The organism is Chryseobacterium sp. c4a (assembly GCF_009900745.1).
Classification (GTDB): domain Bacteria; phylum Bacteroidota; class Bacteroidia; order Flavobacteriales; family Weeksellaceae; genus Chryseobacterium.
Map to the genome: position 1 here is coordinate 66,228 of NZ_WXVU01000013.1, position 13,506 is coordinate 79,733.

Consider the following 13,506-nt stretch of genomic DNA (forward strand, 5'->3'; position numbering starts at 1 on the left):
AAAAGAATCAACCCAATTGAGTTGATTCTTTTTTATTTAAAATGTATGTTTTGTTGTTGTATTAGAATTTCATTCCTACACCAGCAGAGACCCTTCCTCCGTCTGATCCATAGAAATAATTCAGTCTGGCAGACATCATTTCCACAATGCTTAACCAAACTCCAGCTCCTACAGATTGATGCCACTTTCTGGAATATTCTCCATCATTCCATACGCGGCCGATATCATATCCCACAAGAATTCCTAAGTTGGCAGGAGCAATATTGTTTCTGATTCTTCCAAAATCCCAACGAATCTCTGAATTGTTGGTAAAGTATGATCTTCCGGAAAATCTCTCATTTCTGAATGCTCTCAATCCGTTGTTTCCCCCTAATGCAGCAGCTTGGTAGAACTCAAAATTATCATTATTGATCCACATAACATTGCTGGCATTAGCAAATACAAACACTCCTTTCTTATCAATTCTGTGATCAATAGCCAATTTTCCTTTTAATGTAAGGAAGTTTTTGTTGAAATTGGAAAAAGTAGCTTTCCAGTCAGCATTCAGCATCAATTCCATACCCAGGGTTGGAAAGGCAGGATTATCCGCATTTTTATAGCTGAATGTATAATTAGCTCCTAAGAACTGTTGACTGCCAAAAACTTCAGGTCTTACATCTGGAGAACTATTGATAAAACGTCCGTCTTTTCTTTGAACTTTATTATCTTCAAAAGTAAGTTGCAGCTGATGATTAAAATTCATCCAGCCTTTCTTCGAGATTGAAGGAGCTACATTGAATTTGGAGATTCTGGCTCTATTGTATTCTCTTTCAGTATTTTCTTCATCATAAGGACTTTCGTTGGAAAGGCCAAAGAAATTTTGAGAGAATCTTGGTGTAGTATAAGCTGCATCAATATTAAAATCCCATCCTGAAATTGCCTTTTTAAAAATCCCCTTATAAATAAGGTTGAATCCGGCAGTGGCAGTATAAAAATTAGCTTTTAAACTATGCTTTTGAGTAAATGGATCACGGATGAAATTATTCACGGTATAATTAGCCAAAACACCAATAATGACCCCATCATCAGGGTTGTAATCAAAATTAGGATATCCGGCAAATGCATTATATTTTGGATGTTTATAATTATAGGTATTTATATCATAATCATCTGAAATATTCTTAGTTGCATTCCCTGAATTATAAGTATTCTTTTGAGACTCGAAGTCGTAAATTTTTACTTTTCTTCCGTCTGCCACATTGTATACATCATGGTTATTACCACCAATCAGTCTGATGTTCATTCTAGGATTTCCGGTTCCTACTACGTCATAAATATCGTCGTCCTCCAATCCATAGATCCAGAGTTCTTTTGTTTTTGAATCATGATAAGTTTTTTCAAAAACAAGTTCGTTTTTATCCTTTTTCTTACCTAATTTGTATTGTTGTACAAGAACAGAATGTCCGTTTTTAGTAATTACAAATTTATCAGGGTCTGAAGTTCCGGCTAAAAGAACTTTTTCCTGAAGCACATTGTAATATTCGGAGGCGTATCTCTGTAGTTTTGTTTTTCTTATTTTCAGTTTTCTTTGGATATCTGCGATGGTTTCGTCCTGAACTTCTTTGGGTAAATTATGGAATGCATCATCAATATCTGCATCAGTCAAATGTTCCTGAATATATTTTGCCTGTGCTTCCCACTCTTCCTGAGTAGAGGCTTTTAAAAAGGCAAGATCCATAGGATAAGGCTCCATAGCCAGCCATTTTACACTGCTGATATCTTCCGTAAAGGTTTTCATGTGTCGGATAGCCGGAACATTCATGATAAGTTTGAATGCAGCTCCGTCATATTTACTGAAAGCCTGATCTCTATCCTTAGGAATAGGTTTATAGACAATTTTATCGCCATCTTCATATTCTGCCCATTTCCACTGATCAGAATGCCTGTCCCAGTCACCAATAAGCATATCAAATAACCTTGCCCTGATATAAGATTCCCGGTCTACAGAATATTTGTAATTTTTGGTTAGGTTTTTCAAAACATCGTCAGTAGAAACAATATCTTTTGCATGATCCAGATAAGCTAATGTTTTGGGATCTGAAGAATAGCGTTCCTCAATCATATACATTTCATCACCATAATCTTGATTATATTTCCCTAAAGCCTGTTGTTTAGGAATATAATACAACTTCGGATTGCTATGGAAAATATTCAGTTTTTCTGACATATTTCCTATCGTAAACGGAGTGAAGGGATGGTTGGTTGTATAAAAATCCAAAAGGAATTTTTCCGGAAACGTATTGGTAAGTTCTTCTTTCAAAGTACTCTTTGTAAAGGCCATATTATTAAGAAACCTAACCGCACTTTTTTTCACTCCCCGCATCACAAATTCTTGCCCATCATTAGCTTTTAATCTTAAACTATTAGACTGGTTTCCGCCTCCTTCCCTGAAAGGAACATAGCCGCCATTCAATTCAGAAAGGTTAGCTGTAGGAGCTTCAATAGGCATTCCGTAGTATTTTCTGTAATGATCACCCCAAAGCCATCGGTAGAAACCTTTTTTTTGGGTAAGCTGAACCGGATAGATTGTAGAAGTAAATGTAGGGGGAAACGTATTCGGAAAATTATTCACAAATACGTCGGGTTTGGAGATGACAGAAATTTGTGACAATTTCTGAAGTTTAGCATCTTTTGTAGAAAAAAACTCTACATCAGAACTTTGATCTTTTCGAATATTGAGAACAGCAAAACCGCTTCCTCCATAAGAAAAGTCTGTTTTTTCAACGATCGTGGAAGGATTGGTTTTAGAACCTGCGCCACTGATGATTTGTCTCATGTTTCCTTCTTCATGATACTGCAAATTGTGATCATGTCCGGATACAAAAATGATATTATCTCTGTCTTGAACAATACTTTTCAGGCTGTTGGCAAGATCTGCGTAATGTTGATTGTTGATATCTGCCGGGCTTATCCCTGAAGAACTTCTGAGAATGTTGATGGCACTGGCAACTCCCGGTACTGGAATTTTACTACCAAGAGGAAAAAGGTGAGATTTTGCAGAATGAAATCCTGCATGAGTTCCACTGCTAATGATGGGATGATGAAGGGCAACGATGATCCTTTTTCCCTGATTTTTGATGATAAGATCTTTGAATTCAGTATAAAAATCTTCACGGGTTTTAATGTGACAATTTTTATTGATTCCTGGGTAATTATCCCAGTTCGCAATCACCCATTCCGTATCGATAGCAATCAGTTTGATATCTTTGGTAATGCTGATGTCATCAATAGGGCAGCCATTTTTAGGAAGGAAAGCTTTTTTATCATCAAAATATTTCTTTACGAATGATTCTTGGGCATTGAGCCCGTTTAATCCGCTATACCAATCATGGTTTCCTGGAATAACAAGAGTTTTTCCTTTAAAATTTTTGGTAATGGAAAATTGGTTTTCCAGTTTTTCTTTGGCTAAAGCATACCCTTTATCTGATTCTTTAGGCATTCCGTTGGGATAGATATTATCTCCAAGAAAGATCAGCATCGAGTTGCTGTCTGCAGAATCAAGCTTGCCTTTTAATAAATCCAATGTTTTTTGTGCCTGCGGTTCATCTGCATTTCCGGCATCTCCAATCAGGAAAAGTTTAAAATCGTTTTCAGATTTTATCTCAGAATCTTTTACTTCGAATAAGTTTTTGCCTTTTTGTACGTTATATGTTGCGCAGGAGTACATGACTCCGGCGGACATTACTGTTCTCAGAACAATAGAAGTATTTTTTAGATGATTTTTAAAGGATAAATTCATAAATTTACATTAACAAAAATTCAGGAATGAGCATTCTAGACAAAGCTAAAAATTATGTTGAAATCTTATTCAAAGATAAGTTATCTTCAGTATATTTTTACCATAATTTTATTCATACTGCCTATACAGTCAATAAGGCCGAGGAGATTATGAAGAATACCCCTGTCTCAGAAGAAGATCAGGAAAAAGTACTTGTAGCTCTTTGGTTTCATGATACCGGGTATATAGAATGTGCCATGAACCACGAAGAAAGAGGAGTAGAAATCATGAAGAACTTTCTTCATCAGGAAAATTACCCTGAAAATTATATTGCAGAGGTAGAAAAACTGATCCTGGCTACTAAAATTACCTATGTCCCTCAAAATCTATTGGAAAAAATTGTAAAAGATGCTGATTTTAGTCATTTTGCAGGACATGATTATAGCGATATATCAGATGCTCTTAGAAAAGAGTGGGAGCTTACCAATGTAAAATGTTTCTCCAATGAGGAATGGAATGCCGGTAACCTGGATATGCTGAAAAACAAGCATACTTTTTATACAGATTATGCTAAAGAAAATTGGGAGCCTTTAAAAAAGAAAAATATCAAGAAGATCGAAAAGAAGCTGGAAAAAGAAGATGATAAGAAGGGAAGTACAGATAATAAAGATAATAAATCTGACAGCAAAAAAGATAAAGAAAAGTCTGACCGAAGCGTCGATACTTTATTTAGAGTAACACTTAATAATCATACAAGATTAAGTGATATTGCAGATAGTAAAGCGAATATTCTATTGTCTGTAAATGCGATTATTATTTCTGTATGTCTTTCTGTATTAGTGCCAAAATTGGATGCTCCTAAAAACTCTCACCTGATCCTTCCGAGTTTTATTTTATTGTTATCCAGTGTACTCACAATTATATTTGCGATCCTTTCTACAAAACCGAATGTAACGAAAACTACATTTACTTCGCAAGATATCGCCAATAGAAAAGTAAATCTGTTGTTCTTTGGAAACTTCCAACAGATGTTGTTTGACGATTATCATAATGCGATGAGAGATCTGATCAAAGACAGGGATTATATTTATGATTCTATGGTAAAAGACCTTTATTATCTGGGAAAAGTTCTTGACAGAAAGTACAAGCTTTTATCTATAACTTATAAAATCTTCATGGCTGGAATTATTATTTCTGTGTTGTCTTTTGGATTTGCATTCCTTAGTCTGTAAAAAATATAAATAACGAGATCAGTCAATTTTAAAATTGGCTGATTTTTTTATGAAGTAAAAAGTTATTATTTTTCAGACTCATTCTGACTGATTGAAACCCTCAGTGCCAGTAACCCTGTAATTCCCTGAAGATCCTCTACCTTTAGAAATTCCACATCATGTTCCAGGATATTTTTCTTCTGAAGCTTGGTTACATATTCCAGATATTCTTTCTGGTTTTCCATCCCAAAATAAACAATGGTAATTTTTCCGGGAGCAGTGATTCTTTCTGAAGAATCTTTTATATGAGCTTTATCCAGACGTTTTTTAATGATCTCATAATAGGAATTATAGGCTCCGTCTACATCAAATCGTTTTTCATCCATTCTGAAACGGATATCTATTTTTTCATTATAAACAAAGATCAGAGAGGCTATATCCAACGGAATAGGAAGATCGTTTTTAAAGGATTGAAATTCCAGTTCCATTCTACAGATCGTCTTCAGCTGCCAGTATCTTAATTTATGTACTACTTTTGAAGTATAATGAAGATCCGGGGCAATGTTGTGACCAATATACAGGTTATGTTCCACACCATCAGACTTAAATCTTTCATAGTAATGCGGGAAGATCTGCTGAGCCTTAATTTGGCTTTCATCCAGCATATCCGCCAGCTTTCTGTTGACAAGAGTAATAGAATCATCCAGATTTTTTCTATGGCTGTAAAACAGATCTGTTTGTGCCAGTATCTGAGAAAAATAATCCTGAATTTTAGCTTTCACAGGTCTAGGGGTTCTTACCTCCAGTTTTCCCTGTAAATAGGGGTGAATTTCTTCTCTCAGTAATCTTTGGAAACGTTGTTCTGTATCTGCTTTTATTTCATTATTCAATTCATTCTCAAATACATCAAGAGCCAATATGAATTTTTCAGAATCAGAATTGATGAGCGTGAATATTGTATTAAGCCATTCTATCTGATGATTCAGGTCTTTAAGCATGAGGTTAAAACGCTTTTCAGATGAAGAACGGATATCAGATACTCCAAATAAAGGAGTCAGATTTTTAAATGAAATTTCCTTTAAAGTATGTATTTTTTTTCCTAGAGAAGCTGTAAAATATTTCTCTGCTTCATTTCTGAATTTCCAAACCACACTGTCATGAATGGTTGTATATTCCCTTTGTATGATGGCTTCTATCTGATAATTTTTTTCAAAATAAAATCTACTGAGAGAGAAGAGAACCATATCGGTAAAAAACTCAAGTTTTTTAAGCTTTAAACCATTAAAACTACCCGCAATAGGAGAGGTAAACTCCATAATAGCGAGAAGTTCATTGTCTTTCATGATTGGAATTACCATGAAGCTGTTGACGTTGTTATCCTTTAAAATAGGAAAGGAGGGAAGTCGTTTAACATTCTCATCCATATTATCCACATTGGAAACTACAATGGATTTCGAATTATGAGCTAAATTGTTAAAAGTTGTTTTACGGGTTTCTTCGTCAAATGTATTGATCCAGAAGTCCAGAATATGATTGGTAAGCAAGCTTTCATAAATCGGGAGTTTATCAAGCTTCTGTTCTTTTTTGTTAAAGGTCATCAGTCCGAAACTAAGCTCCGGAACATCAAAATATGATTTGAAAATCTCTGTCAGATTCTCATTCGGATTTAAATTTTCAGGATCAATTTCGATCATGCTTGATTTTAAATCAGAAAGTGCAACTTCTGAGGTACAGTCTACCAGTGAGATAATGGTAAAGCCTTTCAATATCCAGGATTGTGAAGGAAAATATTTTTTCCATAATTTGAAATCATCCAGATTTTCCAACAGCATATCCATGATTTCCTCAGTTGGGATTTTTGCATCCTCAGTAGGATAAATCTCTGTAAAATCTGAATTTACCGTTATCTTGTAATGTTTCATGATTCCCAGTTTATTCGGGATATCATAATAAAATGGAATGGTACTTCTGATATCTTTTTTAAAATAACTCTGAAGGATCAGACAGCAGCAGAACACATAGAATTCATTGTCACTAATATTTCTCAGCTCAATTTCAAAATCTTTTCCAGCATCTTTAAGGATATCTTTAAATCTCTCCGTATAATTGAAAGTAATATTGGAAAGAGGAATACTGGCCGCTTTTATTTCATTGCGGGTAAGCCCTGTAGGGAAAAGATCGGCGAGTAGAGATCTGATGAGATCTTCATTTTTTTCAAGAATGCTTATATCCTGGAAACCTTCTCTCAGTTCTTTAAAGTTTCGTGTTCTCTCGATCAGAGATTCAGCATAATTGGCTCTGTACTCCAGACGATCATTATAGCGAATATGTTCCAGCACATCCAAATATTTTTTGAACGAGATATAAACCTGAAAGGGAGAGTCTTTTTTGTAAAGATTAGCCAAGAGCTGAATTTTCAAGTAAAGTTATGAAAAAAAGACTATTTCCAAAGATGTTTTAGATTGGTAAAAATGATTCTTTATAACCAAATTGTTTTATTTTTTTGAAGAAATAATCAAAATAAATAGAACATTGTATCTTTCTGATTTACTTTTTAAAAGTATTGGCAGTCATCTTCTATTTTTTTGAATAATAATTAAATAAAATCCTAGCTTTTTTTCTGTCTGTATTCTTTTAATTGTATAATTTAATTTTCTTATCCTTAATCAGTGATGAGGCAAAGTCTTTAAATGATTCCTGTGCATCGGGAATATATTCAGTGAGAATATTCTTCTGGGTTTCATCATTGATGATTTTATCAATTTTCCCGGTATTGCTGTAATAAAAAAGATAGGTTTCGTAAGTGGTTTCTATCAATTGATCATTCATATAGTTTTCCACTTTGAACTTTACTTTTGCAGAATTTTTATCTTGGGAAATATCTTCAGAAGTATAGGTTGCTGCACACCCTGAACCACAACTTAGAGTAAAGGAATTATTTTCCATATCTGCTATAGTTTCTTCGATAGGAGCTGGAGCAGTGGTAGTTTGTATTGGCGGGAGATTTTCTATTTTTTGTTCCAGAGTTTTCTTTTGACAAGAAGATAGAAGGGAGATGATGAATAGAGAAGTAAGAATGGCTTTTGTGGTCATACAATGATTTGGAGTAATTATTTTTTTGAATGAAGCAGCTTTTATACTACGTTCAATCAAACTCTTTAATATGTAAAAATAACAAAATCCTGCTTATAAGAAAAGGGAGACCAAAGCACAAAAAAACCTTTCAGATCATCTGAAAGGTTTTTGATATTGTATGATAACTTTTTACAGTCCGAACATTTTTGCAAACAGATCCGGGAAAACACCCAAGATAATAATCGCTGCGATTACAAATACTGCAACAATATTGTAAGTAAGCGTTACTTTTTCTGATGACTTGAATGTTGATTCTTTAAAGAAGAACATCGCGATTATCAGTCTTAAATAGTAAGCAATGGATAGGGCAGACCCTAAAACGGCTACTAAAACTAAGAAAGCTGCTCCATTCATTGCTTGGGAGAATAAAGCAAATTTTCCCATGAAACCAGCTGTTAGCGGAACCCCTGCCATTGAAAGCATAGAGATTGCTGCAGCTGTTGCCAATAAAGGTTCTGTTTTTGCCAATCCTTTGAAAGCTCCGAAAGAAGTTTCTCTTTTTAATTTCTCTACCCAGATCAAACACATGAAAACTCCTACTGTAGATAATGAGTAAGCGAATAAATAGAATGCTAAGTTATAAGTAGAAAGACTAGTCATTCCGAAGAATACCAATCCGATGTATCCTGCGTGAGAAACTGAAGAGTACGCCAACATTCTTTTTGCATTCGTCTGAGCAAGTCCCATAACGTTTGCTAATAATAAAGTAATGATTAAGAATACTCCTAAAACATGAATCCATTCGTGAGTTACTCCAGCAAATCCGATGGTCATCAATCTGAATAGTGCGAAGAATCCTGAGATTTTTACTACACTCGCCATGAAAGCCGTGATCAATGAAGGAGAACCTGCATATACATCAGGGCTCCACATGTGGAAAGGAGCTAAAGCCACTTTAAATGCCAATGCACAAAGGATAAGCAATACCCCTAAAATGAACATTACGTTTGAAGCATTAGCTACTCCAAAGTCGTGGATCTTATATAAATCAAAGCTACCTGCACTTCCATAGATGAACGCAATTCCGAAAAGTAAGAAACCTGTCGCGAATGCCCCCATTAAGAAATACTTGATTGAAGCTTCATTTGATCTTAAATCAGTTTTGTTGGCACCTGCCATTACATATAACGGGATAGAAAGAATCTCAACACCTAAGAACATAGTTACCAAGTTCTGGTATCCGAAAAGAACAATTCCTCCGCATAATGCAAATAACATCAATGCATATAATTCTGACTGGTGGCTTCTGTGATTGCTGAATGCAAAACCTCCCAAGAAGAATAACAATAAAGTTGTTACAATGGATAATTTAGTGAATAATGCTGTATTAGCACTGTATTCATACATATGCTTGTAGTGATCGAAGAACGAACATTCAGGCATAAAGCTTACATACAATGCGATGATTAAACCCAAAATCCCAATGTATCTTGCGAATTTTCCTTGCTCGAAAACTCCTGAAAATAACGCAATAACTGCCGTTAGGAAAACAATAATTAAAACACTCATAATATAGATTTGAGATGTGAGATTTAAAGTTTAAAGTTCAAGGTTTAGAGTTATAAGTTTCCAGCTCAAAAGTTCCTGTCTCTTATCTCTTCGTCTATTATCTTTATTCTCCCTAATCTCTTATTTTTTTAATTTTTAAATCTTTTAATTTTTTAGTTAGCCATCGCTGTGTAGATAAACTTCACTGAACTACTCACCATGTCGATTACCGGTTGTGGGAAAATACCAAGTAAGATCACAAAAACCGCTAAACTAGCTAATACAGAGAATTCTACACCAGATAAATCTTTTGCTGTGCTTAAAACTTCTGCATTTCCTTCTCCAAACATTGCTTTTCCGTAGAATCTCAATAAGTACACCGCACAAAGAATTACCGTAAGACCAGCAATTACTGCTGCAGTTCCGTTGAAATCATATACTGATTTTAACAGGATAAATTCCCCGATGAATCCATTCGTCAATGGAACTCCCATTGAACCTAATATAATGATCAAGAATAAAACAGCAAACTTAGGCGCTACTTTAGCTAAACCACCCATTTGTCTGATGTCTCTTGATTTAAATCTCTTGTATAAAATATCACAACAGTAGAATAAACCTACTACGTTGATACCGTGAGCGAAAGTCTGTACCAAAGCACCTTCAGCACCTTCTACATTGAAAGTTCCTCTTAAAGTAACCACTGCAGAAGCGAAGATACCTGCTACCATCAATCCTACGTGAGAGAAAGATGAATAAGCGATGATTCTCTTCATATCCGTCTGGATGATGGCAATCAATGCTCCGTGAACAATTCCTACAATAGCAAGGATGATAACAATCTGTCCGGAAATTCCTGCAATCGGAAGCGGAGTGATTGGAAGTAAATAACGCATTACACCATACACCGCCATTTTAAGCATGATACCAGATAACAACATCGATCCCTGAGTAGGAGAGTAGGTATAGGTATCAGGCTGCCAAGTATGGAAAGGGAATACCGGTAATTTCACTGCAAAAGCAAAGAAGATGAACCAGAATACCACAGTCTGTTGTGTTTCGTTCAGTTGCGCATTATATAGATCCGTTAAAGCGAATGATGCAGAGTGGTTGTACACATAGATCAATCCGGCTAACATAAATAAAGATCCAACGAATGTATATACGAAGAACTTCGTAGTGAATTCAAACCTTTTATTCTCTTGTCCCCAAAGTCCGGCAATAAACCAAATTGGAATCAAAGTTACTTCCCAGAAAATGTAGAACAATAATCCGTCTAGAGAAGTAAATACTCCCACAAGACCGAATTGCATCAACAGAATCAATCCGTAGAATGTATTTCTGTAGTTTACACTTTCGTTGAAAGAAGATAAAATGATGATTGGCGCTAAAATGTTAGTCAGCAATAAAAGAAGCATACTCATTCCATCGATACCGAAGTGAAGAGAGCTTTTCATAAATTGTGACCACGGATAATTGATCTCGTGCTGCAATACGCTGTCTACTGTCGGAGTAAAATCAAAATCCGATAGTATATAGAACGTAAGAAGCATTTGTACCAATGCAATCCCTAGTGCCAAATATTTGCTGGAATTACTCTTCCACGCAAAAACTAATCCCGAACCTACTAGAGGTAATAGTAATAATGTTAATAATAAACAAGACATTATTATTGTAATAAAAAGTTAACAATTAATATAATTCCCACAGCTAAAGACATGATAAGAATATACGTCTCTACATTTCCGTTTTGAACACGCTTCATAGCTTTTCCGCTGTCTTCAGCACCATCACCTACAAAGTTTACAAAACGGTCTAAGATACCCTTATCAAACATCTTTCCTCCGCGTCCTAATCCTTCAACAGTTTTTACAATCAATGCGTTGTAAAGTTCGTCAACGTATAATTTCTTAGCAGAAAGCTTTTCCCATCCGGTATAGTTTTCTTCTGCCACAGCCATTTTTTTCTTTTTCACGTAGGTATTTCTAACGATAAACCATACAGAGAAGAACATTAATACTGTAGCTGCTAATAAGATCATTTCAGTATTGAAAGGTACTCCGGAAAGAGTAGCTTCCATCTGGCTGTAGCTTTGTTCCGTAAGAACAGGCTTTAACCATTCCATCAGTTTAGCATAGTGTCCGTGACCGATGAAGTGTGGCAGGTTGATAAAACCTCCAACTACAGAAAGAATAGCCAATACGATCAATGGTAATGTCATATTAGACGGGCTTTCATGTAAGTGGTGTTTTTGCTCTTCAGTACCTCTGAACTCTCCGTGGAAAGTAAGATAGTATAGTCTGAACATATACGTTGCAGTCATTGCCGCTAAAACAAATAAGATTACCCAGTAAACAGGGTTTTTAGCGAAAGCTGCTATTAAAATTTCGTCTTTAGAGATCATCCCTGATAATAGAGGGAAACCTGAAATTGCTAATGTCCCGATCAGGAAAGTCGCGTGCGTAAGAGGAATATATTTTTTAAGACCTCCCATGAAACGCATATCCTGTTCGTTGCTCATAGCGTGGATTACAGAACCTGCACCTAAGAATAGTAAAGCTTTAAAGAAAGCGTGCGTCATTACGTGGAACATAGCTGTTGTATAAGCTCCAAGACCTAAAGCGATGAACATAAATCCAAGCTGTGAAACTGTAGAGTATGCCAATACTTTTTTGATATCGTTCTGACGTAGAGCATAGAATCCTGCTAAAGCCGCCGTTAAGAATCCGATGAATAAAATCCCTCCTTGTACAGTAGGTGCTAAAGTAAATAAGAAGTTAGATCTTACTACTAAATAGATCCCCGCTGTAACCATCGTTGCCGCGTGAATTAACGCAGAAACCGGAGTTGGCCCAGCCATCGCGTCCGGTAACCATGTATATAATGGAACCTGAGCAGATTTACCGGTAGCACCGATGAATAAACTCGCTGTGATAAAGATAATCACTGTTCCGTCTAATTCAAATTTTGAAGCGTTTTCAGCTACTGAAAGGTAATCTACAGCATTCGTCTGAGCAGCAATCATAAAGATACCGATCAATAATGCCAAGTCACCAATTCTGTTCATGATGAAAGCTTTTCTTGCCGCTTTACCGTATTCTTCGTTGGTATACCAGAATCCGATCAATAAGTAAGAACAAAGACCTACACCTTCCCATCCGATGAATAAGATAAGGTAGTTGCTTCCCATTACTAAAAGTAACATTGAGAAGATGAAAAGATTCAGGTAAGTAAAGAACTTATAGAATCCTTTATCATGACTCATATATCCGATAGAGTATAAGTGGATCAGTGAACCGATACCTGTAATAATCATTACCATCATTAAAGACAGCTGATCGATCTGGAATCCAAAATTGATCTGAACTCCGTTTACTCTAAACCATTCAAAAGCTTTTACGATTACAGGCTGGCTTTCAGAATTGAAATTCATGAAAAGACTTACAGCAATACAGAATGATCCAAAAACCATAGCTGTTGCTAAAGAACCAACTACTATTTTTGGAAGATTTTTTCCGAATAAACCGTTAATAAGAAACCCTAAAAGTGGTAAAAGTACTATTGCATATACTAAATTCTCCATTCTTATCCTCTTAATTTATTAAATATACTAACATCTACAGAACGGGTATTTCTATACAGCATAGCAATAATTGCCAGACCTACCGCTACTTCAGCAGCTGCAACCACCATAATGAAGAACACTAAAAGCTGTCCGTCTCCGTTCCCTTTGTATGCTGAAAAAGCAGCCAATAAAAGGTTTACAGAATTAAGCATAAGCTCTACACAGCCCAGAATCACAATAGCATTTTTTCTAAGCAATACGCCCATTACTCCTAAGCAGAACAATACTGAACAAAGGATAATGAAGTAGTCCAAAGGGATGCTTTGTATAAATGTATTTACTTCTCCCAT

The 13,506-nt window shown here is 35.6% G+C and carries 8 protein-coding genes; 1 reads left to right on the top strand and 7 read right to left on the bottom strand.

What is annotated here, in order from left to right:
* Window positions 1-61 precede the first annotated feature (61 nt).
* Window positions 62-3,778 (bottom strand): metallophosphoesterase, encoded by a 3,717-nt coding sequence (locus GTR01_RS16445; protein ID WP_160138891.1) that lies wholly within the window; start codon window positions 3,776-3,778, stop codon window positions 62-64.
* A 26-nt stretch (window positions 3,779-3,804) separates the two neighbouring features.
* Between GTR01_RS16445 and GTR01_RS16450 the strand changes: the two genes are divergently transcribed.
* Window positions 3,805-4,989, top strand: a complete 1,185-nt coding sequence (locus tag GTR01_RS16450; protein WP_160138892.1) for a Pycsar system effector family protein — start codon at window positions 3,805-3,807, stop codon at window positions 4,987-4,989.
* Between the two features lie 65 nt (window positions 4,990-5,054).
* Here GTR01_RS16450 and GTR01_RS16455 read toward each other — a convergent pair whose 3' ends face one another.
* The 6 genes from GTR01_RS16455 to nuoK form a co-directional block, all read right to left on the bottom strand.
* A complete protein-coding gene (locus GTR01_RS16455) occupies window positions 5,055-7,373 on the bottom strand; it encodes a GAF domain-containing protein (protein ID WP_160138893.1) in 2,319 nt (772 codons plus the stop codon).
* A 229-nt stretch (window positions 7,374-7,602) separates the two neighbouring features.
* A complete protein-coding gene (locus GTR01_RS16460) occupies window positions 7,603-8,061 on the bottom strand; it encodes a hypothetical protein (protein WP_160138894.1) in 459 nt (152 codons plus the stop codon).
* Window positions 8,062-8,232: 171 nt separating this feature from the next.
* Window positions 8,233-9,612: an NADH-quinone oxidoreductase subunit N gene (locus GTR01_RS16465; RefSeq protein ID WP_160138895.1), complete on the bottom strand. Its 1,380-nt coding sequence runs from the start codon at window positions 9,610-9,612 to the stop codon at window positions 8,233-8,235.
* A gap of 152 nt (window positions 9,613-9,764) precedes the next feature.
* Window positions 9,765-11,258: a NuoM family protein gene (locus GTR01_RS16470; protein ID WP_160138896.1), complete on the bottom strand. Its 1,494-nt coding sequence runs from the start codon at window positions 11,256-11,258 to the stop codon at window positions 9,765-9,767.
* A 2-nt stretch (window positions 11,259-11,260) separates the two neighbouring features.
* On the bottom strand, window positions 11,261-13,174 hold the full coding sequence (gene nuoL, locus GTR01_RS16475; RefSeq protein WP_160138897.1) for an NADH-quinone oxidoreductase subunit L: 1,914 nt from the start codon (window positions 13,172-13,174) through the stop codon (window positions 11,261-11,263).
* 2 nt (window positions 13,175-13,176) lie between these two features.
* Window positions 13,177-13,506 carry an NADH-quinone oxidoreductase subunit NuoK gene (gene nuoK, locus GTR01_RS16480; protein WP_065396642.1) on the bottom strand — a complete coding sequence of 110 codons (330 nt, stop codon included), beginning with the start codon at window positions 13,504-13,506 and terminating at the stop codon, window positions 13,177-13,179.